This is a genomic window from Pseudomonas sp. GW821-FHT01D09 (assembly GCF_059422465.1).
On the sequence record NZ_JBWKWY010000016.1, the window covers coordinates 40,606 to 67,498 of the forward strand.

Annotated in this window: 23 protein-coding genes and 1 pseudogene; 12 read left to right on the top strand and 12 right to left on the bottom strand. The window is 62.3% G+C overall.

The genetic code is table 11. The annotated features are described in order from the left end of the window. Position 1 precedes the first annotated feature (1 nt). The 4 genes from AC07W7_RS15740 (at position 2) to lpxC (ending at position 4,422) form a co-directional block, all read left to right on the top strand. Positions 2 to 868, top strand: a complete 867-nt coding sequence (locus tag AC07W7_RS15740) for a cell division protein FtsQ/DivIB (protein WP_495039646.1) — start codon at positions 2 to 4, stop codon at positions 866 to 868. Positions 869 to 883: 15 nt separating this feature from the next. After that, positions 884 to 2,143 carry a cell division protein FtsA gene (gene ftsA / locus AC07W7_RS15745; RefSeq protein WP_029297837.1) on the top strand — a complete coding sequence of 420 codons (1,260 nt, stop codon included), beginning with the start codon at positions 884 to 886 and terminating at the stop codon, positions 2,141 to 2,143. Between the two features lie 64 nt (positions 2,144 to 2,207). Then, positions 2,208 to 3,398 (top strand): cell division protein FtsZ, encoded by a 1,191-nt coding sequence (gene ftsZ, locus AC07W7_RS15750; RefSeq protein ID WP_057444456.1) that lies wholly within the window; start codon positions 2,208 to 2,210, stop codon positions 3,396 to 3,398. A gap of 112 nt (positions 3,399 to 3,510) precedes the next feature. Continuing rightward, positions 3,511 to 4,422 carry a UDP-3-O-acyl-N-acetylglucosamine deacetylase gene (gene lpxC / locus AC07W7_RS15755; protein WP_029297841.1) on the top strand — a complete coding sequence of 304 codons (912 nt, stop codon included), beginning with the start codon at positions 3,511 to 3,513 and terminating at the stop codon, positions 4,420 to 4,422. 216 nt (positions 4,423 to 4,638) lie between these two features. Here lpxC and AC07W7_RS15760 read toward each other — a convergent pair whose 3' ends face one another. The 5 genes from AC07W7_RS15760 to AC07W7_RS15780 all read right to left on the bottom strand — a co-directional run bounded on the left by AC07W7_RS15760 (position 4,639) and on the right by AC07W7_RS15780 (position 12,592). Beyond that, positions 4,639 to 5,961, bottom strand: coding sequence for an OprD family porin (locus tag AC07W7_RS15760; protein WP_495039647.1), 1,323 nt, complete (start codon positions 5,959 to 5,961; stop codon positions 4,639 to 4,641). Between the two features lie 337 nt (positions 5,962 to 6,298). Beyond that, positions 6,299 to 7,663: a heavy metal sensor histidine kinase gene (locus AC07W7_RS15765; protein WP_076963495.1), complete on the bottom strand. Its 1,365-nt coding sequence runs from the start codon at positions 7,661 to 7,663 to the stop codon at positions 6,299 to 6,301. Then, complete coding sequence (locus AC07W7_RS15770) at positions 7,653 to 8,330, bottom strand: heavy metal response regulator transcription factor (protein WP_076963494.1); 678 nt, start codon at positions 8,328 to 8,330, stop codon at positions 7,653 to 7,655. The genes AC07W7_RS15765 and AC07W7_RS15770 overlap by 11 nt, the downstream gene beginning before the upstream one ends. A gap of 9 nt (positions 8,331 to 8,339) precedes the next feature. After that, positions 8,340 to 11,432 (bottom strand): multidrug efflux RND transporter permease subunit, encoded by a 3,093-nt coding sequence (locus AC07W7_RS15775; RefSeq protein ID WP_495039648.1) that lies wholly within the window; start codon positions 11,430 to 11,432, stop codon positions 8,340 to 8,342. Continuing rightward, positions 11,429 to 12,592 carry an efflux RND transporter periplasmic adaptor subunit gene (locus AC07W7_RS15780; protein WP_495039649.1) on the bottom strand — a complete coding sequence of 388 codons (1,164 nt, stop codon included), beginning with the start codon at positions 12,590 to 12,592 and terminating at the stop codon, positions 11,429 to 11,431. Before AC07W7_RS15780 ends, AC07W7_RS15775 begins: the two co-directional genes overlap by 4 nt. Positions 12,593 to 12,807: 215 nt before the next feature. On the opposite strand from AC07W7_RS15780, the gene AC07W7_RS15785 reads away from it, so the two are divergent. The 4 genes and pseudogenes from AC07W7_RS15785 (at position 12,808) to AC07W7_RS15800 (ending at position 16,073) form a co-directional block, all read left to right on the top strand. After that, complete coding sequence (locus AC07W7_RS15785) at positions 12,808 to 13,041, top strand: hypothetical protein (RefSeq protein ID WP_076963491.1); 234 nt, start codon at positions 12,808 to 12,810, stop codon at positions 13,039 to 13,041. 146 nt (positions 13,042 to 13,187) lie between these two features. After that, on the top strand, positions 13,188 to 14,402 hold the full coding sequence (locus AC07W7_RS15790) for a transporter substrate-binding domain-containing protein (protein WP_495039650.1): 1,215 nt from the start codon (positions 13,188 to 13,190) through the stop codon (positions 14,400 to 14,402). Between the two features lie 96 nt (positions 14,403 to 14,498). Next, positions 14,499 to 14,780 (top strand): annotated as a pseudogene (locus tag AC07W7_RS15795) (PAS domain-containing protein); the annotation flags it as partial. A 153-nt stretch (positions 14,781 to 14,933) separates the two neighbouring features. Further along, positions 14,934 to 16,073 (top strand): methyl-accepting chemotaxis protein, encoded by a 1,140-nt coding sequence (locus AC07W7_RS15800; protein ID WP_415640228.1) that lies wholly within the window; start codon positions 14,934 to 14,936, stop codon positions 16,071 to 16,073. On the opposite strand, the gene AC07W7_RS15805 is transcribed toward AC07W7_RS15800, so the two are convergent. From AC07W7_RS15805 to AC07W7_RS15825, 5 genes are all read right to left on the bottom strand, one after another. Then, positions 16,070 to 16,813 carry a YkgJ family cysteine cluster protein gene (locus AC07W7_RS15805; RefSeq protein WP_495039651.1) on the bottom strand — a complete coding sequence of 248 codons (744 nt, stop codon included), beginning with the start codon at positions 16,811 to 16,813 and terminating at the stop codon, positions 16,070 to 16,072. The two genes, AC07W7_RS15800 and AC07W7_RS15805, sit on opposite strands and share 4 nt — an antisense overlap. 108 nt (positions 16,814 to 16,921) lie before the next feature. Next, a complete protein-coding gene (locus AC07W7_RS15810) occupies positions 16,922 to 17,404 on the bottom strand; it encodes a GNAT family N-acetyltransferase (RefSeq protein ID WP_495039652.1) in 483 nt (160 codons plus the stop codon). Between the two features lie 6 nt (positions 17,405 to 17,410). Continuing rightward, a complete protein-coding gene (locus AC07W7_RS15815; protein WP_076963486.1) occupies positions 17,411 to 18,313 on the bottom strand; it encodes a chemotaxis protein CheV in 903 nt (300 codons plus the stop codon). A gap of 96 nt (positions 18,314 to 18,409) precedes the next feature. After that, positions 18,410 to 19,384 (bottom strand): 2-hydroxyacid dehydrogenase, encoded by a 975-nt coding sequence (locus tag AC07W7_RS15820; RefSeq protein ID WP_495039653.1) that lies wholly within the window; start codon positions 19,382 to 19,384, stop codon positions 18,410 to 18,412. A 148-nt stretch (positions 19,385 to 19,532) separates the two neighbouring features. Further along, the gene (locus AC07W7_RS15825; RefSeq protein ID WP_076963484.1) at positions 19,533 to 20,501 is read right to left on the bottom strand and encodes a LysR family transcriptional regulator; all 969 of its coding nucleotides are present in this window, start codon (positions 20,499 to 20,501) and stop codon (positions 19,533 to 19,535) included. Positions 20,502 to 20,682: 181 nt separating this feature from the next. Here AC07W7_RS15825 and AC07W7_RS15830 point away from each other — a divergent pair, with 181 nt between their 5' ends. Genes AC07W7_RS15830 through AC07W7_RS15845 form a run of 4 tightly spaced genes read left to right on the top strand, consistent with a single transcriptional unit; the run spans position 20,683 to position 25,450 of the window. Next, on the top strand, positions 20,683 to 22,194 hold the full coding sequence (locus AC07W7_RS15830) for an efflux transporter outer membrane subunit (protein ID WP_495039654.1): 1,512 nt from the start codon (positions 20,683 to 20,685) through the stop codon (positions 22,192 to 22,194). An 11-nt stretch (positions 22,195 to 22,205) separates the two neighbouring features. Then, on the top strand, positions 22,206 to 24,389 hold the full coding sequence (locus AC07W7_RS15835) for an FUSC family protein (protein ID WP_076963482.1): 2,184 nt from the start codon (positions 22,206 to 22,208) through the stop codon (positions 24,387 to 24,389). Continuing rightward, positions 24,379 to 24,579: a DUF1656 domain-containing protein gene (locus AC07W7_RS15840; RefSeq protein WP_076963481.1), complete on the top strand. Its 201-nt coding sequence runs from the start codon at positions 24,379 to 24,381 to the stop codon at positions 24,577 to 24,579. The genes AC07W7_RS15835 and AC07W7_RS15840 overlap by 11 nt, the downstream gene beginning before the upstream one ends. A gap of 10 nt (positions 24,580 to 24,589) precedes the next feature. Further along, entirely contained in the window at positions 24,590 to 25,450 is an 861-nt protein-coding gene (locus AC07W7_RS15845; protein WP_169900054.1) for an efflux RND transporter periplasmic adaptor subunit, read from the top strand. Here AC07W7_RS15845 and AC07W7_RS15850 read toward each other — a convergent pair. Both AC07W7_RS15850 and ssp4 read right to left on the bottom strand, forming a co-directional pair. Next, positions 25,447 to 25,908, bottom strand: a complete 462-nt coding sequence (locus AC07W7_RS15850; protein ID WP_495039655.1) for a hypothetical protein — start codon at positions 25,906 to 25,908, stop codon at positions 25,447 to 25,449. The two genes, AC07W7_RS15845 and AC07W7_RS15850, sit on opposite strands and share 4 nt — an antisense overlap. After that, complete coding sequence (ssp4, locus tag AC07W7_RS15855; protein WP_495039656.1) at positions 25,898 to 26,824, bottom strand: Ssp4 family T6SS effector; 927 nt, start codon at positions 26,822 to 26,824, stop codon at positions 25,898 to 25,900. Before ssp4 ends, AC07W7_RS15850 begins: the two co-directional genes overlap by 11 nt. Between the last annotated feature and the right edge of the window lie 69 nt (positions 26,825 to 26,893).

Here is a 26,893-nt window from a genome sequence, read left to right on the forward strand (position 1 = left end):
CATGCAAGGCGCATCGCTTCGTCATCAGCCACCCGCTCCCGGCCGCAAGCCGGTGCCGCGGGGTGCCAGTCGAATGGTGGCTAAAGAGCCGATGTCGGCGCGCCTGCCGAAAGCCAACTTTGGTTTTCTCAAGGCCCTGTTCTGGCCGGTGTTGTTGGTGGCGTTGGGCTTTGGCACCTATGAAGGTGCGCAGCGCCTGTTGCCGTATGCCGACCGCCCGATCAGCAAGATCAGCGTGCAGGGCGACTTGAGCTACATCAGCCAGCAAGCGGTGCAGCAGCGGATCGCGCCTTTTGTCGCGGCGAGCTTCTTCACCATCGACCTGGCCGGCATGCGTGCCGAACTGGAACAGATGCCGTGGATTGCCCACGCCGAAGTACGGCGCGTGTGGCCGGATCAAGTGACGATCCGCCTGGAAGAACAACTGCCCGTGGCCCGTTGGGGCGACGAAGCGCTGTTGAACAACCAGGGCCAGGCGTTCAACCCGCGTGAGCTGGCCAACTACGAGCATTTGCCGCAGTTGTTCGGACCACAACGGGCACAGCAGCAAGTGATGCAGCAGTACCAGGCGTTGAGCCAGATGCTGCGGCCACTGGGCTTCTCCATTGCGCGCCTGGAATTGCGCGAGCGGGGCAGCTGGTTCTTGACCACCGGGGCAGGCAGTTCCGGCCCGGGCATCGAGTTGTTGCTGGGACGCGACCACTTGGTGGAGAAGATGCGCCGCTTTATCGCCATCTACGACAAAACCCTGAAAGAACAGATTACGAACATTGCGAGCATCGACCTGCGTTACGCCAACGGCCTGGCCGTTAGCTGGCGCGAACCGGCTGCGCCCACGGCAGCGCAACCCGCTGTCGCGAAGAATTAAGAAGAGGCAGGACCCATGGCAAACGTGCAAAGCGGCAAAATGATCGTCGGTCTCGATATCGGCACCTCCAAAGTGGTGGCGCTGGTAGGCGAGGTCGCGGACGACGGCACGCTGGAAATCGTCGGAATCGGCACGCATCCGTCCCGGGGCCTGAAGAAGGGCGTGGTGGTCAATATCGAGTCCACCGTGCAATCGATCCAGCGCGCCATCGAAGAGGCGCAACTGATGGCCGGCTGCCGGATTCACTCGGCGTTCGTCGGTGTGGCGGGCAATCACATCCGCAGCCTGAACTCCCACGGCATCGTGGCGATCCGCGACCGTGAAGTCAGCTCGGCCGACCTGGAGCGCGTCCTCGACGCCGCCCAGGCCGTGGCGATCCCGGCTGACCAGCGTGTGCTGCACACCCTGCCACAGGACTACGTGATCGATAACCAGGAAGGCGTGCGTGAGCCCCTGGGCATGTCGGGCGTACGTCTGGAAGCCAAGGTCCACGTGGTGACCTGCGCCGTGAATGCCGCACAGAACATTGAAAAATGCGTGCGCCGCTGCGGCCTGGAAATCGACGACATCATTCTTGAGCAGCTTGCTTCCGCGTATTCGGTCCTGACCGACGACGAAAAAGAGCTGGGCGTGTGCCTGGTGGACATCGGCGGCGGCACCACCGATATCGCGATCTTTACCGAAGGTGCGATCCGTCACACCGCGGTGATCCCGATTGCCGGCGACCAGGTGACCAACGACATCGCCATGGCGCTGCGTACACCAACCCAGTACGCCGAAGAAATCAAGATCCGCTACGCCTGCGCCCTGGCCAAGCTGGCCGGTGCCGGTGAAACCATCAAGGTGCCGAGCGTGGGCGACCGCCCACCGCGCGAACTGTCGCGCCAGGCCCTGGCCGAAGTGGTCGAGCCGCGCTACGACGAACTGTTCACCCTGATCCAGGCTGAACTGCGCCGCAGCGGCTACGAAGATTTGATCCCGGCCGGCATCGTGCTGACCGGTGGCACCTCGAAGATGGAAGGCGCGGTTGAACTGGCCGAGGAAATCTTCCACATGCCGGTCCGCCTGGGCGTGCCCCATGGCGTCAAGGGCCTGGGCGACGTGGTGCGCAACCCGATTTATTCCACCGGTGTGGGCTTGCTGTTGTATGGCCTGCAAAAGCAGACCGACGGCATTTCCCTGTCGGGCATTGGCAGCCGCGAAAGCTATAGCAGTGACGAGCCCAAAGCGCCGTTGCTGGAGCGCCTGCAAGCCTGGGTGAAAGGCAATTTCTAACGATTTACCGCAACACCGTTTCAAGTAGTAGGCGAAAAAACTAGAGAAATGAAGGAGAGGGAAAATGTTCGAACTCGTAGACAACATCCCCGCAAGCCCGGTTATTAAAGTAATCGGTGTTGGCGGTGGCGGCGGCAACGCTGTCAATCATATGGTCAAGAGCAACATTGAAGGCGTTGAATTCATCTGCGCCAACACTGATGCCCAGGCGCTCAAAAGCATCGGCGCGCGGACCATCCTGCAATTGGGCACAGCCGTGACCAAGGGCCTGGGCGCTGGCGCCAATCCAGAAGTCGGCCGTCAAGCCGCCCTGGAAGACCGCGAGCGTATTGCCGAAGTGCTGCAAGGCACCAACATGGTGTTTATCACCACCGGCATGGGCGGCGGTACCGGTACCGGTGCGGCGCCAATCATTGCCGAAGTGGCCAAGGAAATGGGGATCTTGACCGTTGCGGTCGTGACCCGTCCGTTCCCGTTCGAGGGCCGCAAGCGCATGCAGATCGCCGACGAAGGCATCCGTCTGCTGTCTGAAAGCGTGGACTCGTTGATCACCATCCCCAACGAGAAACTGCTGACCATCCTCGGTAAAGACGCCAGCCTGCTGTCGGCTTTCGCCAAGGCCGATGACGTACTGGCCGGTGCCGTTCGCGGTATCTCCGACATCATCAAGCGTCCGGGCATGATCAACGTCGACTTTGCCGACGTACGTACGGTCATGAGCGAAATGGGCATGGCGATGATGGGCACTGGCTGCGCCAGCGGTCCTAACCGTGCACGTGAAGCGACCGAAGCGGCCATCCGCAACCCGTTGCTCGAAGACGTGAACCTGCAAGGTGCCCGCGGCATCCTGGTGAACATCACCGCCGGTCCCGATCTGTCCCTGGGTGAGTACTCCGACGTGGGTAGCATCATCGAAGCCTTCGCTTCCGAGCACGCGATGGTCAAGGTCGGTACCGTTATCGACCCGGACATGCGCGACGAACTGCATGTGACCGTGGTTGCCACGGGTCTGGGCGCAAAAATCGAGAAGCCTGTGAAGGTTATCGACAATACCGTGCACACCAGCCAGGCCTCGGCCGCCGCTCCAGCACCTGCTCGCCAGGAACTGCCGTCGGTGAACTACCGTGACCTGGATCGTCCGACCGTGATGCGCAACCAGGCCCAGGCCGGTGCTGCGGCGTCCCGTAGCCCGAATCCGCAAGATGATCTGGACTACCTGGACATCCCGGCTTTCCTGCGTCGTCAGGCCGATTAATGGAATGTATCAGGGCTATGAAGGTGATTGGTGTTCAGCAAAGGTCTGGTCTGTTATTATCGCCAGCCTTTGTTGATACCAGTTCGCAATTTGCGCTGAAGCGGTCCAAGCCATGATTAAACAACGCACCCTGAAGAATATTATCCGTGCCACAGGTGTAGGTCTGCACTCCGGGGAGAAGGTATACCTGACCCTCAAGCCCGCACCTGTCGACACCGGCATCGTGTTTGTTCGTGCCGACCTGGACCCTGTGGTGCAGATTCCTGCTCGCGCGGAAAACGTTGGCGAAACCACCATGTCGACCACATTGGTCAACGGTGACGTCAAAGTGGACACGGTGGAGCACTTGCTCTCGGCCATGGCTGGCCTGGGCATCGATAACGCCTACGTCGAGCTCTCCGCGTCTGAAGTCCCGATCATGGATGGTAGCGCTGGACCTTTCGTATTCCTGATTCAATCTGCCGGCCTGGAAGAACAGGACGCAGCCAAGAAGTTCATTCGCATTCTGCGGGAAGTGACAGTAGAAGACGGTGACAAGCGCGCCACCTTCGTCCCGTTTGAAGGCTTTAAAGTGAGCTTTGAGATCGATTTCGATCACCCGGTATTCCGTGACCGCACCCAAAGTGCAAGCGTGGATTTTTCCAGCACTTCGTTCGTAAAAGAAGTCAGCCGCGCCCGTACCTTTGGTTTCATGAGTGACATCGAGTACCTGCGCAAGCACAACCTCGCACTCGGCGGCAGTGTGGAAAACGCCATCGTGGTCGACGCGGATGGTGTACTGAACGAAGACGGCCTTCGCTATGAAGACGAATTCGTGAAGCACAAGATCCTCGATGCAATTGGTGACCTCTACCTGCTGGGCAATAGCCTGATAGGTGAGTTCAAAGGCTTCAAGTCGGGCCATGCACTGAACAACCAGCTCCTGCGCAAGTTGATTGAGCAGAAAGATGCCTGGGAAGTCGTGACCTTTGAAGATGCCAGCACTGCACCGATCTCTTACATGCGTCCCGTTGCGGCGGTGTAAGTAACCACTCTCTTTCTTTAGTTTTTAAAGGCTGCCTTCGGGTGGCCTTTTTTTATTTCTGCGTTCTGGCCATGCTTCGCCGCCGACCTGGTGGTCGTTGAAGGCCTTGCAGTGATTGACGTCAATCATCAACAGGGCCCAGGGCTCGGTCGAGCGGCGGGCGCGCTCCCATTTCAGGGGCAAGCGGCCCGCATTGGCAAAAAAGATAATGGGCCGTCAGAACACATTGATCGGGTAATCGACAATCACCCGGTACTCATCCACATCGCGGTCCACTGCCGAGTAGCCATTGCTGCCACGATTGGTGGCCCATTGCAGGCGTACGGCCAGGTCCTTGGCCTTGCCGCCCTGTACCACGTACTTGAGGTCGATATCCCGTTCCCAGTGCTTGGCGTTCTTGCCATCGGCGCTGTACCAGGCCGAATAGCCCCGGCTGTTGGGATCGACCTTGGTCAGGTCGGTCTTGCCGCTGATATACGACACCGCCGAGGTCAGGCCGGGTACGCCAAGGCCGGCGAAGTCATAGGCGTACTTGAGTTTCCACGAGCGCTCGTTGGGGCCGTTGAAGTCCGAGTATTGCTGGGAGTTGTCCAGGTACACGCTGTCGCCCTGGACGATGTAGTCGAACGGGGTGTTGCCGTTGACCCGCTGGTATGCGGCGGTGACGCTGTGATTGCCCACGCCCACGGTGAAGTGCAGGCTGTAGGTGTTGTTGTCGATATCCCCCAACAGGGCATGGCCGGTGTCTTGGGTATGGTAGAAGTGCAGGCCGGGGTTGAGGCTGACCAGGTCGTTGAGTGCGTAGGTGTAGTCCAGGTCGTAGTAGTACTGGTTCCACACGTCCTTGAGTTCGGCGGCGTACAGGTTGCTGGTCAGCCCTGGCAGGCCGCTCCAGGCCACGCCGGCCCAGGTCATATGCTGACTGTCCTGGCCCTTGGGCAGCACGCCATAACTGGTGCCGATGCGCCCGTGGCCACTCTGGTTGTAGAGCTTGGCAAAACTGGCCTGGCCGCCTTCGAGCATCCAGCCGTCAAGGCTGTGGTTGGTCAGGCTGACACCACGGAAGGTCTCGGGCAGCATGCGGGTCATGCCACCGGCAATCACCGGGTTGTTGAGGAATAGGTCGCCGGCTTTGAGTTCGGTATCCAGGGCGCGCATTTTCAGGGTGCCGCCACCGGTGGAAAACGAGCCCGGCGCTTTGCCGTTGCCGCTGCCGTACGGCAGGATGCTGGAGCCGTCGGTGCCGCCGCCGCCGTCCAGTTTCAGGCCGAGCATGGCATGGGCGTCCAGGCCAAAACCCACAGTGCCCTGGGTGTAGCCGGACTCGAAGATCCCGAGCAAACCCTGGCCCCACTCTTTGCTGTCGTCGGTATGGATGTCACGGCGATCGCGGTTCATGTAGTAGTTGCGAGTGTTGATCGTGAGGCTGGAGCCTTCGACAAAACCGTCAGCGGCTGGGGCGTTTGCTGCATGGGCGAGTGGGGAGATAGTTGCTGCAATTGCGAGGAATAACGGGGTGAGTGTCAGCGCGGTTTTCACCGGGGGAGCTCCTTTGGGTCAGTCTAAATGGCCAATGTTGTGGGGCGTTCCTGGCCTTTTTTACGGCAAAAAAAAGCCGCTGGAGTCAGCGGCTTTAAGACAGATTCCCAGTGTAGAGCCCTGGAATAAGTCGAGGGAAATGGCAGGGCGGGTCGGCTGTCTTTGCCGTCTCGCTCGTCGATGCGACATAGTGGCGCAGGCGAGCGGTACGGTACAGAGTGTAACAAGATAATAACTATTGCCCAAATCGCAACAGTCAAGACAACGAGGATCCACCTATGGGGATGGGCTTGTGTGGGAGCAAGCCCACATTTTGATGGTATGGCGGTTTTAACATTCAGATCGGCAGGGTGATACCAAAGGTATTGCCCCCGTGCTCACTGCGCACAAACACATCCCCGCCATGCATCAGCGCGATCGCCTTGACGATGGCCAGGCCCAGCCCATGATTGGCCCCGCTGTTACTGCGTGAGGCGTCCACGCGGTAGAAGCGCTCGAACAAGCGGGGCAGGTGCTCGCTGGCGATCATCTCCCCTGGGTTGGTCACGCCAATCAGCACCTGCTGCGCCTGCGCTTCAATCCGCACCGCGATCACCTGCCCCGGCGAGGTGTGCTGCACGGCATTGTTCAGCAGGTTGATCAGGGCCCGGCGCAAATGGGCCTTTTCGATCCGTACCTGGGCATCGCCGCTCACCGTCACCTGCACTTGGGCGTCTTCGAGGATAAAGTCCAGGTAGTCGAGGGTGGTCGCCACCTCATCGGCCAGGGAGCTTTCGATCAGCTTGGTGGCCTTGCTGCCCTGGTCGGCGCTGGCCAGGAACAGCATGTCATTGATGATCGAGCGCAGGCGCTCCAAGTCTTCCAGGTTCGATTGCAGCACCTCGAAGTAATGCTCGGCCGAGCGGCCACGGGTCAGGGCGACCTGGGTCTGGCCGATCAGGTTGGTCAGCGGCGAGCGCAGTTCGTGGGCCACGTCGGCATTGAAGGATTCCAGGCGTGAGTAGGCGGTTTCCACGCGCTCCAGGGTCGAGTTGAAGGCATTGACGAACTGCTTGAGTTCCGGCGGCAGTGGCGACAGTTGCAAGCGCCCGGACAGTTTCGGCGGTGCCAGTTTTTGCGCTTCATCCGAGAGTTTGATCAGCGGCTTGAGGCCGATACGCGCGACCCAGAAGCCCAGCAGCGAAGCCAGCACCACGCCGACAAACGCCAGGCTGATCAAGGCCATCAGCAGATGGTGCTGGGTGGTGCGGAAGTTGGCGGTGTCGATAGCGATCATAAAGCGCAGCGGCGGGCGCTGGTCCTTGGCCGGAAACTGGCTGACCAGCACCTTGAACGGGTAGGCATGCCCTGGCAGGTACAAGTCGCGCATGCCCGTGGGCCCGGCGGCGAATTTGCGCAGGCGGGCGTCCGGGTTGCCGTACTCGTAGGTCGGGTCACTGCTCACCACCCAGAAACGAATCCGCGTGTCCTCTTCCCCCAGCAGCTTGAGTTTGCTGGTCATCTTCACCCAGTGATCCGGCGTGCCGAAACGCTTGATCGACGACTCCAGCACACTGTAGCGCGCATCCAGCTCGGCCCCCGGCAACAAGCCCAGGCCACGGTCCACTTGCTGGTACAACGCGCCGCCGATCAGCAGGAAAATCACCAGCGCCACCAGGGTGAACATGCCGCTCAGGCGCAGGGCAATCGAGTTACTCGACACTGCGGTTCTCCAGCACATAGCCCATGCCACGGATGGTGTGCAGCAGCTTATGCTCGAAGGGCCCGTCGAGCTTGGCCCGCAGGCGCTTGATCGCCACTTCGACCACATTGGCGTCGCTGTCGAAGTTGATGTCCCAGACCATTTCCGCAATCGCCGTCTTGGACAGGATCTCGCCCTGGCGCCGCGCCAGGACGCTGAGCAGCGAGAACTCCTTGGCGGTCAGGTCCAGGCGCAGGCCGGCGCGGCTGGCCTTGCGGCTGATCAGGTCGATCCACAGGTCGGCGATGGTCACCTGCACCGGCTCATGCCCGCCACTGCGGCGGGTCAGGGCTTGCAGGCGCGCCACCAGTTCGAGGAAGGAGAACGGCTTGCCCAGATAATCGTCGGCGCCTTCGCGCAGGCCGCGGATGCGGTCTTCCACGCGCTCGCGGGCGGTGAGCATGATCACCGGGGTCTGCTTGCGCGCCCGCAGCGCGCGCAGCACGCCAAAACCGTCGAGGCTGGGCAGCATCACATCGAGCACGATCACCGCGTAGTCGCTTTCCAGGCCCAGGTGCAGGCCCTCGATGCCGTCGCGGGCCACGTCCACGGTGTAGCCTTGCTCCGTCAGCCCGCGATGCAGGTAGTCGGCGGTTTTTTCTTCGTCTTCAATAATCAGGACGCGCATGACCCCGCCTCACTGTGTGGTCGTAAGCCCAAGGGCCGGTGTGGGTCTGTGGAACAGTTTCTCAAGGTACAAGTATATGACCGGCGTGGTGAACAGCGTCAGTGCCTGGCTCACCAGCAACCCGCCGACCACCGCGATCCCCAGGGGCTGGCGCAGCTCCGCGCCGGGGCCTGCGCCGAGCATCAGCGGCACCGCGCCCAGCAGCGCGGCGAGGGTGGTCATGATGATCGGCCGAAAACGCGTGATACAGGCTTCGTAAATCGCATCGCTAGGCGCCAGCCCGCGCACGCGCTGGGCCTCCAGGGCAAAGTCGATCATCAGGATGCCGTTTTTCTTGACGATGCCGATCAACAACACCAGGCCGATCAAGGCCATGATGGAAAAGTCCTGGCCCAGCAGCCACAGCATGATCAACGCACCCAGGCCGGCGGAGGGCAGGGTCGAGATGATGGTCAGCGGGTGCACGAAACTCTCATACAGCACGCCGAGGATGATATAGACCGCCACCAGCGCCGCGAGGATCAGCCACGGCTGGCTGGCCAATGAGCTCTGGAACGCCTGGGCCGCGCCCTGGAAGTTGCCGATAAGGGTGCTCGGCATGCCGATCTCGTTCTTGGCCTGGTCGAGCATGATCACCGCGTCCCCCAGGGCCACGCCCTGCGCCAGGTTGAACGACAGGTTGGCCGCCGGGAACATGCCGTCATGGCTGATCGACAACGGCCCGACGGTTGGCGGATCGACCTTGGCCAGCGCCGACAACGGCACCATCTCGCCGCTCAGGGGTGAGCGCAGGTAGAAGTAGTTCAGGCTCTCGGCCTTGCCCCGTTGCTGGCTGTCCAGTTCCAGCACCACCTGGTATTGGTTGGTCTCGGTCTGGAATTCATTGACCTGGCGTTGGCCGAACGCATCGTACAGCGCCTGGTCGACATCGGTGGCGGTCAGGCCAAAACGCGCGGCGGCCTGGCGGTCGATACTGATGTGGGTAATGCTGCCGCCCAGTTGCAGGTCATTGGACAGATCGCGGAAGGCCGGGTTGGCGCGCAGTTTTTCGGTGAGGCGTTGGGTCCAGGTGTTCAGGGTCGCGCCGTCGTTGCTCTTGAGCACGTATTGGTACTGGCTGCGGCTGGGCCCGGAGCTGAGGTTGATGTCCTGGCCGGCGCGCAGGTACAGCACGATCCCCGGCACCTGGGCCAGTTTGGCGCGGATCCGGTCGATAAACTGGCTGGCGGACACATCACGATTGCCCCGATCCTTCAAGGCAATCCAGACGCGGCCGTTGGCAATGGTCTGGTTGCTGCCGGTCACGCCCACGGCGTGGGAGAAGTTTTCCACCGCAGGGTCGGCTTTGATGATCTCGGCCAGGGCCTGGTGCTTGGCCACCATGTCCGGGTAGGACACATCGGCCGCCGCCTCGCTGGTGCCGAGGATAAAACCGGTGTCCTGCACCGGGAAAAACCCCTTGGGGATAAACACGTAGCCGGCCACGGCCAGGCCCAGGGTCACGGTGAAGAGAGCAAGCATCGTGCGCGGATGGGCCAGGGCCCGGCGCAGGTTCTTCGCGTAACCGGCCAGCAGGCGTTCGCCAAAGCCCGGTTTGTCGTGGGGACGGTGGCTGGGGGCACGCATAAACTGCCCGGCCAGCATCGGCGCCAGGGTCAGGGACACCACCACCGAAATCAGGATGGTCGAGGTCGCAGTCAGGGCAAATTCCTTGAACAGGCGCCCGACCACGCCGCCCATAAACAGCAGCGGGATAAACGCGGCCACCAGCGAGAAGCTGATGGAGACCACGGTAAACCCAATCTCGCCGGCGCCCTTGATCGCCGCTTCGCGCTTGTCCAGGCCCGCCTCAAGGTGACGATGGATGTTCTCCACCACCACAATCGCATCGTCCACCACAAACCCCACGGCGATCACGATGGCCACCAGGGTCAGGTTGTTCAAGCTGAAACCCATCACGTACATCAAGGCAAAAGTGGCCACCAGCGACACCCCCAGCACACTGGAGACAATCAGGGTTGCCGACCACTGGCGCAGGAACAGCGCCATCACCGCCACCACCAGTAGCACGGCGATCAACAGGGTGATTTCCACTTCATGCAGCGAGGCGCGAATGGTCTTGGTGCGGTCCGACAGCGGGCTGACCTCCACCGACGCCGGCAGCATCGCCTGCAAGCGCGGCAGTTCGGCCAGGATGCGGTCCACGGTGTCGACGATATTGGCCCCCGGCTGGCGGAAGATCACCAGGTTGACCCCCGGCCTATCACCGGACCAGGCCTGCACGTAGGCGTTCTCCGAGCCATTGACCACTCGCGCCACATCGCGCAGTTGCACCGGCGCGCCGTCCTTGTAGGAGACGATCAACTCACCGTATTGCTCGGGGTGGAACAGTTGGTCGTTGGTCGACAGCGTCGACACGCTGTCGCGCCCATACAGCGCGCCCTTGGCCAGGTTCAGGCTCGATTGCTGCAACACTAGGCGGATATCGGCCAGGGTCAGGCCGATGGCGGCGAGTTTGTCCGGCGAGGCCTGCACGCGAATCGCCGGGCGCTGCTGGCCGGTGATGCTGATCTGGCCGACGCCGTCGATCTGGCTGATCTGCCGGGCCAGCAGGGTTTCCACGTAGTCGCTCAGTTCGGTGCCGGGCATATTGTTGGAACTGAGACTGAGGATCAGCACCGGGCTGTCCGCCGGGTTGACCTTGCGCCAGGTCGGCAGGTTGGGCATATCGCTGGGCAACTTGCCGGCGGCCGTGTTGATCGCCGCCTGTACTTCCTGGGCGGCGGTGTCGATGCTTTTTTCGAGGGTAAATTGCAGGGTCAGCAGGGTGGAGCCCAAGGCACTGCTGGACGTCATCTGGGTCATGCCGGGGATGGCACTGAATTGCACTTCCAGGGGCGTGGCCACCGAGGACGCCATGGTGTCGGGGCTGGCGCCGGGCAGTTGGGCGGTGACCTGGATCGTCGGGAACTCGGCCTCCGGCAAGGGCGCGACGGGCAGGCGCGGGAAGGCGATCAACCCTAGCAGCACCAGGGCAAAAGTCAGCAGCAGGGTGGCGACCGGGTGGTCGACGCACCAGGCCGATACCGCGCCGCCCTTCATGGCTGGGCCTGCGCTTGGGCCGTCTGGATCCGGGGCGGCTCCTTGAGCACCTCCACCCGGGCGCCGGCCTTGAGGCGTGACTGGCCGTCGCTGACCAGCACATCACCGGGCTGCACGCCGGTGACAATCGTCAGGTCGCTGTTCTGGTAAGCCACGTGCACGGGCACCACGTCCACCTTGTCGCCACTGAGGCGGTACACGAAGTGCGAGTCCATACCGCGCTGGACCACGGTGGGTGGCACCACCAAGGCGGCCTTGTCGAGGGCGGTCTGGATCTTCACCGTGACCAGTTGCCCCGGCCACAGCGTTTGCGCTGCATTGCTGAACACCGCCTTGGCGCGGATGGTGCCGGTGCTGGCGCTGATCTGGTTATCGATCAGGCTCAGGCGGCCTTCGCCGAGCAAGAGCGCCGCCGGGCTATCGGTGTCGGCGCCGAGAAACGCATCGACACTGGCCGGGTGTGGCGCGGCGATCAGGCCCTGCAGGGTCGGCAGCATCTGTTGCGGCAGGGAGAATTCCACGGCGATGGGATCGATCTGCGTCACCGAGAACAGGCCCTGGGCATCCGTGGTGCGCAGGAAGTTGCCCTCATCCACATTACGAATCCCCACCCGGCCGCTGACGGGGGAGCGAATCTGTGTGTAGGAAAGCTGTACCTGGGCCGCATCAATCGCCGCCTGGTTGCCTAGGGCCGTGGCCTTGAGCTGGTTGACCAGGGCTTGCTGCTGGTCGTAAGTCTGCTTCGACACGCCGTCGTCGATGCTCAATTCCTTGTAGCGCTTGAGATTGACCTGCGCCACCTGCAACTGCGCCTGGCTTTCGCCCAACTGAGCCTTGGCCTGGTCGAGGCTGGCGCGGATCGCCCGGTCATCGATGCTCGCCAGCAGGTCGCCGGTTTTTACCAATTGTCCTTCCTTGACCAGCAGTTTGGTGAGGATGCCGTCGACCTGTGGGCGAATCACCACACTGTGCAGCGACAGCACCGAGCCGATGCCGCTGACAAACCGCGGGATATCCTGCTGCGCGACACTGACCACCCGCACCGGGACTGCACTGGAGGCCGCCAGCTTGGTCTTGGCCGGTCGGGTCGCTACCCAGGCCACGACCGCCAGGGCCACGACGGCGAGCACAATCCAGGTGGTTTTGCGATGCATGGGCATGGGCTTGCGGCGTCCAGACAGGGAATGGGAAGAGTGGAGGCTCTTTATAGCCTGCAAACCCGGTCAGCAAAGTGACCGTTAACTGACAGCGCGGTCAGCAAAGGTCGACCATTCGTACCGGCAGTGGTTAAAGAACCAGGGCGCGCAGGTATACTGCGCGCCAGTGTGGCCCGCAAGTCGGGCCCGCGTCATTTTTTGCACGCCCCGGAGCTTCCATGAATTGCCCGACCCAACCGCCTGTTGAAAGCGCCGAACTCGCTGATCCAGACTGCCTCGACAGTGAAGCCAAGCCGGCGATCCCGGCCTTCAAGTTCCCCTTCAAACCGGGTGAACTGGCCGGGGCAAAGGACAGCAATCAGCCGTGGTACAAAAACGGCGCCAAGAACGGCCACACCAAGACCCCCGGCATGGCGCCGCCCGGCACCCGCCGTTCGATGGGTAAACGCTGACGGCAGTTGTGCCTACAGCCATTGCTGACTTTTCGCCTTGTCGGCCCATGACCTTTTCTTGAAAGCTGCTCGATACCCCCTGCGCCGCGCCTGGTTGGCAGCCGCATGGGGTGAAGGAGTGGGTCTTTCAAGAAAGGGATGTCTTCATGGCTTGGGCAAAGATCTTCGTTTTATCCATTGGGTCGCTGCTGTCGGGCAGCTTTCTGGTAGGGGCGGCGGCAGGTGCAGCGCCGCGCAGCGAGATCCGCTTTGCGATCTCCCCGTTGTTTCCGCCCTATGAAAGCCGCAATGCCCAAGGGCAATTGGTTGGCTTGAACATCGAGCTGGGCAATGCCTTGTGTGCGCAACTCGATGTTCGCTGCACCTGGGTCGATCAAGTGTTCACCCATAGCATCGGCGCCCTTGAAAGCCGGCGTTTCGATGCAATCATGGGTATGGCGTCTACCCCACAACGCCGGCAGTTGATCGACTTCAGCGATGATCTGTACCCCCTGACCACTCACTTGGTGGCACGCCGGTATTCCGGGCTGATGCCCACGGTACGTGCCCTCAAGGGCAAGCGCGTGGGGGTGTTGACCGGCAGCAATCGCGAAGCGTTCGCCCTGGCGCAATGGGCGCCGGCCGGTGTGATCATCAAGAGTTTCTGGCTCAACGACCAGTTGATCCGCAGCCTGGTGGCCGGTGATATCGATGCAACGCTGCAAGGCACCGCAGAAATCCGCCAGGAACTGCTCGACACCGAGCAGGGGCAATCTTTCGATTTCGTCGGCCCGCCGGTCACCGGCCAACAACTGGGCACCGCCGTGGCCATTGGCGTGCGCAAGTCCGACCCCGAGTTGCGCCGTGACCTTAACCGGGCACTGGAGCAGCTCAAGCAGAGTGGCGAGCACCAGCGCATTCTCCAGAGCTATCAGCAGGAAGAACCCGAGGCCGCCACTGTGCAAGACACGCACGGGCCGCAATTTTATCCCAGTGAGCTGGAGCTGCCCTTTTCCGAGGCCGTGCGGGTGGGGAGCATGCTGTATATCTCGACTATTTTGGGCGTGGACGCGAACCGCAACCTGGTGAAAGGGGGCACGGGCGCGCAGATGACACAGGTGATGACCACCCTGCACGACCTGTTGGAACGCCATCAGTCGTCGCTGGACCGGGTGGTCAAGTGCACCTTGATGCTGGTTGACCTGGATGACCTGGCCCTGGTCAACCAGGTGTACCTGGGCTACTTCGCCCGTAGCCGGTTGCCGGCCCGCAGCGTACTGGCCATCCGTAGGCTGCCACACGGGGCGCGGGTGGCGATGGAGTGCGTGGCCCTGACCGAGGAGCCCCTTGGGCCTGCGATGCGGCGGGGCGTGGGCAACTAAATGCGTGGAACATGAGCTGGATCAGTATTTGCTCAACCGGTGCGCTTAGAGTCGGTGCCCCTGCCGACTCCCTCAACAACCCCGAGCGCGCTTTTCATGAAGATCAATCTCCCGGTCACGGGTCGAAGTGTGGACATTGCCCAAGACGCCAACATCCTCTCGACCACTGATTTAGGCAGTTCGATTACCTATGCCAACCAGGATTTTATCGACGTCAGCGGCTACAGCCGCGAGGAACTGCTGGGCGCGCCACATAATCTGCTACGCCATCCAGACATGCCGTCGGCGGCCTTTGCCCATATGTGGCAGACCCTCAAAAGCGGCCACTCGTGGATGGGCATGGTGAAGAACCGCTGCAAAAACGGCGATCACTATTGGGTCAGCGCCTATGCCTCGCCGGTTACCCGTGACGGTGTGGCGGTGGAATACCAGTCGGTGCGCACCAAGCCCGATGCACGGCGGGTGTTGGCGGCAGAGCGCGCTTATGCCCGCCTGCGCGCGGGGACTCGGCGCGTGCGGCCAGTGCTGGAGATGCCCTTGAAGCTGTCGCTGGTCACCGGCGCCACAGGCGCCCTGACCTGGGGCGTGGGGGCCGGGTTGGCCAGTTATTCGTGGGCGTTGCAAGTGCTGGGCCTGGCGGCGGTGGGTGCGGCGGGCGTATTGGGCATCAATCTGCTGTTGCGCCCCCTGAGGCAATTGAGCGAGCGGGCGCGGCAGATTGCCGACAACCCCGTCAGCCAGGCGATCTATACCGGGCGTGCGGATGAACTGGGGCAAATCGAATTCGCCATGCAGATGCTCGAAGCCCAGGTGGGCGCGGTGGTCGGCCGGATTGGCGATGCGTCGCAGCGTTTATCCGGGCACGCGGCGGCCCTGGTCCAGCAACTGGACAGCAGCCACGCCAGCACCCTGGGCCAGCAGAGTCAGACCGACCAAGTGGCCACCGCCATCCAGGAGATGGCGGCCAGTGTGGCGCAAGTCGCCAGCCATGCCCAACAAGCCTCGAAGGCGGCGGACCAGGCCGGCAGCGAGACCCGCGAAGGCCATCAACGGGTGGACGAAAGCCGTGATGCGGTGCTGCGCCTGTCCCAGGAACTGGCCAGGGCCACCAGCGTGATCCATCAATTGGAAAGCCACAGCGGGGATATTTCCAGCGTGCTGGAGGTGATCCGGGCGATTGCCGAGCAGACCAACCTGCTGGCCCTCAACGCGGCCATCGAGGCGGCGCGGGCGGGCGAGCAGGGGCGTGGTTTTGCGGTGGTGGCTGACGAAGTGCGCGGCCTGGCGCAACGTACCCAGCAATCGACCAATGAAATCCAGCGCATGATCAGCACCCTGCAGGGCGGCGCCCGCGATGCGGTGATGGTCATGGAGCAAAGCAGCCAGCATGTCGAAGCCAGTGTTGAGCATGCCCAGCGCGCCGCGTCGGCCCTGGATGGCATCAGCCAGCGGGTCAACCAGATCACCGCCATGAGTGTGCAGATCGCCACGGCGGTGGAGGAGCAGAGCGCGGTGAGCGAGGACATCAATCGCAATATCGTCGGCATTCGCGATGCCGGCGAGGCCACCGTCAGCGCCGGCCAGCAGAGCCAGCTCAGTTCGGGCGACGTGGCGGCACTGGCAGAAGACCTGCGGCGGCTGGCGGAAGAGTTCTGGGGCAAGCGCCGTTAGGCGGCGCGCAGGGAGATAAACGCATAGTTGGCCGGCACCTCGGTGGCTATCTGCGCCCCGGCCTCGAGCAACTGTTCGGCGATATCCATCCCGGACACATGAAACACCCACTCATTGGCCACGGCCGGTTGCTCCACCGCCAGCGCAATGGCCTGGGCAAAGGCGCCCATGTCCGGCAGGTACGCGGTAAAGCCATCGCCCTTGAGCGCCGTGGTGCGAATCCCCAGCAGGGCGCACACCGCCTCCTTGGTCTGCACATCGTCACGGTCGGCCTGGCGCGAGCGGCGGATCAACTCGGCCAGTTCCCGGTCCACCAGCTCGCCGCCGACGATCAGCGCCGGGCCCTGTTCCCAGGATTGCGGCGGGCAGTCCTTGGCGGCCGGGTTCAGCGGGATATGCGGGTTGATCTCCATCGGGTAGATGCGACAGACCAGCGGCCGCCGCTCGTAGATGCCGCAGCGGTTGTCTTCGTCAAGATTCCGGCAGGGCCCGGCGTTGTAGGCGGCAAAGGTGATTGCCACAAATGCCTGGGTCGTGCCGCTGGGCACCACCACCGAACGTCGTTCGGCATGCTCGCGCTGTTGCAGTGGCAGGCCCAGGCCGTTGCCCAGGAACCCCTCCACCAGCACGATGACATTACCGCCGTCCGCCGCCCACTGGCGGGCCTCGTCGAGGGTCAGGGGGACATGATGGTCGGTGCAGCATTTGCCGCAACCAACGCAGGAAAACTGAGTATTCATGGAGGATCTGCTACCAGGCCAGGTCAGAGGGCTCTCTTGAACGGTGACGGGTTTTGACCTCTATCTGCCGTTCAGGAACTCTGGAAGCAAATTATGCGCCAGCACCGCTCAGTCTTCGCTGACCGCGTCGCGTAGCACAAACACCATGCCGGCACTCTCATACAGCTGGCGTGCGCGCAGATTGCCCTCCAACACCTTGAGGTCCACATAGGGCTCGCCGCGCTGCTTGAACACCTGGAAGCTGTGCAGCAACAAGGCGCGCCCCAGCCCCTGGCCCTGGGCGCAGGGGTGGACACTGAGGTGCTTGATAAAGGCGCTGGTCCAGCACTGGGCCACGCCGAGAATGCCATCGCCGTTACTGGCCACCAGGCACAGCCTGGGGTCGAATTCGGCATCGCTGATGAACTGTTGTCGCCAGGTGTCCAGGTTGGCCACCCGGCCACCGCCCTGTTCCTGGGTCATGCGCAACACGGCATGAATCGCCGGGGCCAGTTCGTCGCGGTAATGGTCCAGGCGGGTGTCGACCGGCCACTGCGGCGCGGGCAGGCTGCGGGTGAGGTCGCGGCGTAGCAACTGGTAATACGCGGTCACTATTTATTACCGGCCTTGTTGTGCCACTGTCTGGGCCGCGATCACCAGGCATTTGGTCAGCTCGGGCGACGAGAACTTGGTCAAGACCGAGTTGGCACCGGCCAGGCGGGCTTTTTCGCTGTTCATCGCGCTGTCCAGGGAGGTGTGCAACAGCACGTAGAGGTCCTGGAAATCCGGGGTTTCGCGCAGGGTGCGGGTGAGGGCGTAACCGTCCATTTCCGACATTTCGATGTCAGACACCACCACATTGATCTGTCCGGCGGTGCCTTGCAGCTCCAGCAGCACATCGATGGCTTCCTTGGCGCTGCGTGCGGTGTGGCAGGTCAGGCCAAGGTTGCGCAGGGTGTGTACCGATTGCTGCAGGGCCACCTGGCTGTCGTCCACCACCAGGATGCGCGCATGGCCGAGCACTTCGGCTTCTGCCATGGTCAAGTCGGTCGGTGCCACTTCGATCTGCGCGGGGGCGATGGCGTGGATGACTTTTTCGATGTCCAGCACCTGCACCAGCACCCCGTCCACCTGGGTTACGCCGGTGATAAACGAGCGATTGCCGCCGGAGCCAAAGGGCGGCGGGCGGATATCGGTGGTCAGGCAATGCACGATCCGGCTCACCGCCTGCACATGCAGGCCCTGTTTGGAGCGGCTGACATCGGTGACGATCAGGCAGCCGCCGTCGGGGTCTTGCAGGGGCATCTCGCCCAGCGCCCGGCTGAGGTCGATCACCGACAAGGCCGTGCCGCGCAGGGTGGCGATGCCTTTGACGTGCGGGTGGGACTCCGGCAGCTTGGTCAGTGGCGGGCAGGGAATGATTTCGCTGACTTTCAGCAGGTTGATGGCCATCAGCTTGCCGCTGCGCAAGGTAAAGAGCAGAAGCGAGAGTGAATCTGCGCGGGCTTTGGTGGTGGACATAAAAACCTTCTGTGGATCAGGGATAACAAGCTATAGCGGGTTATCGACGTTCACGCCAAAAACTGTAGGGGCTGGCAAGCCACACACACTAACAGGTCAACCCTTCCACACCTGCGGGTTCACCAGATCCTGCGGGCGCTGGCCCAACAGGGCGCTGCGCAGGTTGTCCAGGGCGCGGTTGGCCATGGCTTCACGGGTTTCATGGGTGGCCGAGCCGATATGGGGCAAGGTCACCGCATTGCTCAGTTGGAACAGCGGCGACTCGGCCAGGGGCTCGCGCTCATACACATCCAGCCCGGCACCGCGAATACGCTGGGTTTGCAGGGCCTCGATCAGTGCCGGCTCGTCCACCACCGGGCCCCGGGAAATATTCACCAGGATCGCGCTGGATTTCATCAAGCCTAGCTCACGATGGCTGATCAGGTGCCTGGTCTTTTCGCTCAAGGGCACCACCAGGCACACGAAATCCGCCTCGGCCAGCAGTTGGTCCAGGCTGCGCAACTGCGCGCCCAGCTCCTGTTCCAGTGCGGTCTTGCGGCTGTTGCCGCTGTAGATAATCGGCATATTGAAGCCCAGGCGCCCACGGCGGGCGATGGCCGCGCCGATATTGCCCAGGCCGACGATGCCCAGGGTCTTGCCGTGCACATCACAACCAAACAACGGCGCGCCGACGCTGGCTTTCCACTGCCCGGCCTTGGTCCAGGCGTCCAGCTCGGCCACGCGGCGGGCGCTGCTCATCAGCAGGGCAAAGGCCAGGTCGGCAGTGCTTTCGGTCAGCACGTCGGGGGTGTTGGTGAGCATGATCCCGCGTTCGTTGAAGTAGTCCACGTCGTAGTTGTCATAACCCACCGAGACACTGGACACGACCTCAAGCTTGCCCGCACCGTCGAGCTGCGCCCGCCCGAGCTTGCGGCCGACGCCGATCAGGCCGTGGGCGTGGGGCAGGGCTTCATTGAACTGCGCGTTGATATCGCCCTGCTTGGGGTTGGGCACGATGACCTCGAAGTCCTGTTGCAGGCGTTCGATCATTTCGGGAGTGATACGGCTGAAGGCGAGGACAGTCTTTTTCATCGCAAGTGAGGCTCATCGACGGGGAAGAATGCCAAGCACGCTAACATTCCTGCCCACACTTGTCAGGACACCGCATCACCAATGTGGGAGCGGGCTTGTCGGGTCGCTCCCACAGGGGACTTTCTATATTTGGGGGCCGTGTTCCAAATCAGGTTGTAAGGCGCACCGCACCCAAACTGCCACTTAACTCATACGCCACCAGCTCCGCCTGGTGCGCCGCGAGGATCTCCGGCAGCGAGCCGCGCAGGTACTCCACCCAGGTCTTGATCTTCGCATCCAGGTACTGGCGCGATGGGTAGATGGCGTACAGGTTCAGCTCCTGGGAGCGGTACGTCGGCATCATCCGCACCAGGGTGCCGTTGCGCAGGCCTTCGATGGCCGCGTACACCGGCAGCAGGCCGACGCCCATGCCGCTGATGATCGCCGTCTTCATCGCGTCGGCGGAGTTCACCAGGAACGGCGAGCTGTTGATGCTCACGCTTTCCTGGCCATCCGGGCCGTTGAAGGCCCATTTGTCCAGCTGGATCACCGGGCTGACCAGGCGCAGGCAGGCATGGTTGAGCAGATCGCTGGGCCGCTGCGCGCAGCCGTTGGCTTTAACGTAGGCCGGCGAGGCACAGACGATGCTGTAGGTGATCCCCAGGCGCTGGGAGACAAACCCCGAGTCCGGCAACTCGCTGGCGAGCACGATGGACACGTCGTAGCCCTCGTCCAGCAGGTCGGGCACGCGGTTGGCCAGGGTCAGGTCGAAGGTCACATCGGGGTGGGTGCGGCGGTAGCGGGCAATCGCATCGATCACGAAATGCTGGCCGATGCCGGTCATGGTGTGCACTTTGAGCTGCCCGGCGGGGCGCGCATGGGCGTCGCTGGCTTCGGCCTCGGCCTCCTCGACATAGGCGAGGATCTGCTCGCAGCGCAATAAATAGCGCTTGCCGGCCTCGGTCAGGGCGATGCGGCGAGTGGTGCGGTTGAGCAAGCGGGTTTGCAGATGGGCCTCCAGATTGGAGACCGCGCGCGAGACGTTGGCCGTGGTGGTGTCCAGTTGTCCCGCGGCGGCGGTGAAGCTGCCGGCTTCGGCGACACAACTGAAGGCGCGCATATTTTGCAAAGTGTCCATGGGGTGCTCTCAAGGGAGATGACAAATTGTGACAGAAAGTTACGACTACCAGTGATCCCTACCAATGGATTATCGCCTGAACGGTAACAAAGATTCACAGGAATCCCACCTTATCGCCATTCCCCGCGCCCCCTAGAATTGCCGCACCGTCCCCGCCACACCACCTCAGGAATTCGCCGCAGTGCCGCGTCGCATCAGCAGAGAGCTGAAGACTCTCAGTGTTTGGGCTTTATCGTTAGCAATCAGCGGCTGCATCGGAACCGGAGGGATTGCCCCCCAAGGCAAGCACCTCGCCGCCAATACCCTGGCCACCGACGACGCGATCCAGAGCGCCGCCCGGGATGCCCACTGGCCGACCACCCAGTGGTGGCAGGCCTATGGCGACCCGCAGCTCAATCGTTGGATCGACCTCGCCGTATACGGCAGCCCAAGCATGGCCGAAGCCGCCGCCCGGGTGCGTGAAGCGCGGGCCATGGCCGGGTTGGCCGAGTCCGCCGAGGCCGTGCAGATCAACGGCGACGCCAGCCTCAAGCGCCACAACTGGCCCAGCGATCAGTTTTACGGCCCTGGTAAGCTGGACAACTCCACCACCTGGGACAACAACGCCGCCCTGGGCCTGAGCTACGCCCTCGACCTGTGGGGCCGCGAGCGCAATGCCAGCGAGCGCGCTGTGGACCTGGCGCATATGAGTGTCGCCCAGGCGCGCCAGGCCCAGCTGGAACTGCAGAACAACGTGGTGCGCGCCTATATCCAGCTGTCGTTGCATTACGCCCAGCGCGATATCGTCGCCGCCACCCTGGCCCAGCAACAGCAGATCCTCGACCTGGCGCAAAAACGCCTGGACGGTGGCATCGGCACGCACTTTGAAGTCAGCCAGGCCCAGACCCCGTTACCGGAAACCCACCGGCAACTGGACGCCCTCGACGAAGCAATCGCCCTGACCCGCAACCAACTGGCCGCCCTGGCCGGCAAGGGCCCGGGGGCGGGCGCAAGCTTGCAGCGGCCGACCCTGGCCCTTGGCGCACCGCTGAAATTGCCCTCGGCACTGCCCGCGCAATTGCTCGGCCAGCGCCCGGACGTGGTCGCCAGCCGTTGGCAGATCGCGGCCCAGGCCCGGGGGATTGACGTGGCCCACGCCGGTTTCTACCCCAACGTCGACCTGGTGGGCAGCCTCGGCTACGTCGCCACCGGCGGCGGCATGTTGGAGTTTCTTACCGGCAAGAAGCTCAACTACAGCGTCGGCCCGGCGATCACCCTGCCGATCTTCGACGGTGGCCGCCTGCGCGCGCAATTGGGCGAGGCCAGCGCCGGCTACGACATTGCCGTGGCCCGCTACAACCAGACCCTGGTCAATGCGCTCAAAGGCATCAGCGACCAACTGATCCGCCGCGAATCCATGGCCAAGCAGCAGACCTTCGCTGCCGAGTCGGTGGCCTCGGCGCAGAAAACCTATGACATCGCAATGATCGCCTACCAGCGCGGCCTGACCGATTACCTCAACGTGCTTAATGCCCAAACCCTGCTGTTTCGCCAGCAACAGGTCGAGCAACAGGTCCAGGCTGCGCGCCTGAGCGCCCATGCCGAACTGGTCACCGCCCTGGGCGGCGGCCTGGGCGCGGGCAACGATGCGCCGGCTGCAGGCCAGACACTCCCCAGCAAGACCCCGGCGGCCTTGGCCGTGTTCGATCACTGATCAGGTTGCCCATGACTCCCTTGCCTGCACCGCTGCGTTGGCTGCATTCCCTGGAATGGCGCCGTGGCTTTTTCGACTGGGCACGCAGTGACGGCGTGACCTGGGTGTATATCTTCAAAGTACTGATCGCCGCCTTTCTCACCCTGTGGCTGGCCATGCGCCTGGAATTGCCACAACCGCGTACCGCGATGATCACCGTGTTTATCGTGATGCAACCGCAAAGCGGCCAGGTGTTCGCCAAGAGTTTCTACCGCTTCCTCGGCACCCTGGCGGGCTCGGCGGTGATGGTGTTGCTGATTGCCCTGTTTGCGCAAAACACCGAGCTGTTCCTGGGCGCGCTGGCGATCTGGGTTGGCGTGTGTACGGCTGGTGCGACCCGCAACCGTAACTTTCGCGCCTATGGTTTTGTGCTGGCCGGTTATACGGCGGCGATGGTCGGCCTGCCGGCGCTGGCCCACCCGGACGGCGCGTTTATGGCGGCGGTGTGGCGGGTGCTGGAAATCTCCCTGGGGATTCTGTGTGCGACCCTGGTCAGCGCCGCGATCCTGCCGCAAACCAGCAGTGCGGCCATGCGCAACGCCTTGTACCAGCGCTTCGGCACCTTTGCCCTGTTCGTGACCGATGGCCTGCGTGGTCGTAGCCAGCGTGAAGGGTTTGAAAGCAGCAACGTGCGCTTTATCGCCGAAGCCGTGGGCCTGGAGGGGCTGCGCAGCGTCACCGTCTTTGAAGACCCGCATATGCGTCGGCGCAATGGCCGGCTCAGCCGCTTGAACAGCGAGTTCATGGGCATCACCACGCGCTTCAACGCCCTGCACCAGTTGCTCGAACGCCTGCGCAGCGATGCCGCCGACCACGTGGTGGCCGCGATCAAGCCCGGCCTGCAGGACTTGGCCGAGTTGCTCGATGGCTTCAGCGGGCGCGCCCTGACCAGCCCCGATGCCGCGCGCCTGGTGAGCCAACTGGCGGCCTATAAGGAGAGCCTGCCCGCCAAGGTCCGCAGCCTGCGGGCGTTGTTCCAGGAGAGCGGCCCCAGCGATGCCGAGCAGTTGGATTTCCACACCGCTTATGAGCTGCTGTACCGCTTTGTCGACGACCTGCACAACTATGCACAGACCCATGCCTCCCTGGCCGAGCACAGTCACGCACGGGAGCACTGGGACGAGTCCTACACGCCGAAAACCAACTGGCTGGCCTGCGCCGCGTCGGGGATTCGCGCCTCATTCATTCTGCTGGTACTGGGCAGTTACTGGGTGGCCACGGCCTGGCCCAGCGGCGCGACCATGACCCTGATCGCGGCGGCCACTGTCGGCTTGTCGGCCGCCACGCCAAACCCCAAGCGCATGGCCTTCCAGATGGCCTGCGGGACTTTGATCGGCGCGCTGGTGGGGTTTGTGGAAATGTTCTTCGTGTTTCCCTGGATCGACGGCTTCCCTTTGCTCTGCGTGATGCTCGCCCCGGTGATCGTGCTTGGCGCATTCCTCTCGTCGCGCCCGCAATACGCCGGGGTCGGCCTGGGCCTGTTGATTTTTTTCAGCACCGGTTCGGTGCCGGATAACCTGACGATCTACAACCCCTACACCTTTATCAACGACTACATCGCCATGATCATCGGCATGCTCGTGTGTGCCGCGGCGGGGGCGATCATCCTGCCGCCCAACAGCCCCTGGCTATGGCGTCGCCTGGAGCGCGACCTGCGCGAGCAAGTGGTGTATGCCATCAGTGGCAAGCTCAAGGGCCTGGCCTCGGGGTTTGAAAGCCGCACCCGCGACCTGCTGCACCAGGCCTATGGCCTGGCCGCCGGCCAGCCGCAGGTGCAACGCAACCTGCTGCGCTGGATGTTCGTGGTGCTGGAGGTCGGCCACGCGATCATCGAATTGCGCAAGGAACAGGCGATCCTGCCGGTGCACCCGGCCTATGCCCAATCCCAGCCCTGGCGCCAGGCGATCCGGGTGATGGGGCGCTCGCTGGTGCGGCTGTTCTTGCAGCCGAGCCAGAGCAACCTGGAGCGCGCGCTGGTGGCGGTCGATCACGCCATCAGCCGCGTGCAGGCCACCGACGAACCCTTCGCCCCGCACTTCGACACTTCGGCCCTGCGCCGGGTGAAAAGCTACCTGCACTTTATCCGCACCTCCCTGCTGGACCCGCAATCGCCCCTGGCTGCCTTCAAGCCTTCCGGAGTCGCCCATGCCTCGTGAAATCGCGTTCCACGGCATCTACATGCCGACCATGACCCTGATGTTTTTTATCGCCGCCGCACTGGCCTGGGCCCTGGATCGCTGCCTGGCGGGTTATGACCTGTACCGTTTTTTCTGGCACCCGGCGCTGCTGCGCCTGAGCCTGTTCACCTGTCTTTTCGGCGCCATGGCGCTGACCGTCTACCGTTGAGAATGCCCCGATGAAAAAGTTTTTCAGCCTGCTCGCAACCCTGCTGGTTCTGGCCCTGGCGATCTGGATTGGCCGCACCTTGTGGGTCCATTACATGCAGACCCCATGGACCCGCGATGGCCGGGTGCGCGCCGACATCATCAACGTGGCCGCTGACGTCACCGGTGAAGTGGTGGACGTGCCGGTGCGTGACAACCAGTTGGTGAAAAAGGGCGACCTGCTGATGCAGATCGACCCCGAGCACTACCGCATTGCGGTCAAGCAGGCGCAGTCTGTGGTCGCCTCACGCAAGGCCACCTGGGAGATGCGCAAGGTCAACGCCCACCGCCGCGCCGACCTCGATGCCCTGGTGATCTCCAAAGAGAACCGCGACGACGCCAGCAACATCGCCGACTCGGCCCTGGCCGACTACCAACATGCCCTGGCGCAACTGGAGGCGGCCGAGCTGAACTTGAAACGCACGCAAGTCGTGTCCGCCGTCGACGGCTATGTCACCAACCTCAACGTGCATCGCGGTGACTATGCGCGCATTGGCGAGGCGAAGATGGCGGTAGTCGATAGGCACTCGTTCTGGGTCTACGGCTTCTTTGAAGAAACCAAACTGCCCCATGTGAAAGTCGGTGATAAAGCCGACATGCAACTGATGAGCGGCGAGACCCTCAAGGGCCATGTGGAAAGCATCTCCCGCGGCATCTACGACCGCGACAACCCCGAGAGCCGCGAACTGATCGCCGACGTGAACCCGACGTTCAACTGGGTACGCCTGGCCCAGCGGGTGCCGGTGCGCATTCATATTGATGAAGTGCCGCCGGGGGTGTTGTTGGCGGCGGGGATTACGTGCACCGTGATCGTCAACCCGGCGCAAGACTAAAGAGCGGTTGGCATTTTTGCTGTGGTTTTACGCCGACGTTTGACCCTTAGCATGCTGGTGTAGCGGCGGTGGTTTTTCGAGTTGAGCACCAGGAGATAAAGCAGAGAGGTGAACAGAGTCATTAAATTAAATAGCGTAGCTGGATGGCTGCTCAAATAACCTGCGGCGAGCAATATATTTACAACCGCCGTGGGTATTAGTATTCGAGGGGCGTAACGAATCCCCTCGGATAACATTACTTGCCCAACGTGAAAAAATAAGTACAAGGTTATTCCGGCCGCGAAAGCAATTTCATCCGGGAGGTGTGAAATTTTTGCGAAATAAGAAAGACTTGTCGCTGTGTTACTTCCAATGCTGAATAGACTAAGCAGCATGGCACCGCCAAATGATGGTAGAAAGCGATAGGCGTAACGGCGCCAGATCAGATGTTCACGTAACGGGTCGACGCTATAAGTCATTGTTGTCGAGCTCCTCATATAGCCCTATGACTATATGATTGATGTTTCCAGATGTCGCACTACCTGTTACTGCCAAGGCTGCTCCAACCTGATCGGTAATTTGGGTGAGTATGTCCAGACGCAACTGGGGGTTGCTGTAGCGTTTGGGTAATTGCCCGGCTAACTGCTTCAGACGGATTATCTCGCGGGGGTGGCGAGGGTTCTTCAGTCGTAGGACTTCATCGGTCAATTTTGCTCGTTCTTGACGGCTCATACGCCGCAGAATATCCGTCATGTTGCGGCCGGTTGCCCCCTTGATTGTCATCACTGTTTTGACGCTAGCAAACATAGTGGTGCCTGCGCCTACTAATGAAATACCGTCCAAGGCAACGGTCATTGTCTGGTACCAACTTAGCTTGTCGTATTGATCATTTTTGGCTGGGTTATCCAACTCGTTGCGGGTCCGCCATACACCATTCAAGCACTGTGCGCCGCTGGCAGCAGTACCTGTATACGCGATGGAGGTTAGTGCAAGGCTTGCTCCTGCACTGAAGGGCGCTGCTGCAATACCTAATTTTGCAACAACGACTCCAATCACAGCGCCTACACAGGAAAATGCCATCCCCGATGCCTCCTGCCACAGCTGTGATTCACGAGACGAGTTCACAGCCAAGTGCGCATATTCATCGGCAGTCATTATTGGTCCGGTTACTTCCCGCAAAATCACCCGCTTGGGCGTGATACTGCACAACGGCACAAACTCGCGCAGTACCGTCACCTGATAATCACTGCCGATATGCACCACCCCAGCCCCGACGATAGCGGGGTTGGCGTCAATGGTTCGATAGAGTTTTGGCAAGTCCAGCAGGCTGGTCAGTCTTTGGCGGGTTGCGGTGTGGGCGCCGGGCACGCCGCTGTTGAGAACATCCGTGAGCATCCATTCACCTTCCCCTGGGCAGAGGGGAAAGAGCCTGAAGACTGAGCCCGGCGAATGATGTCAGCTAGT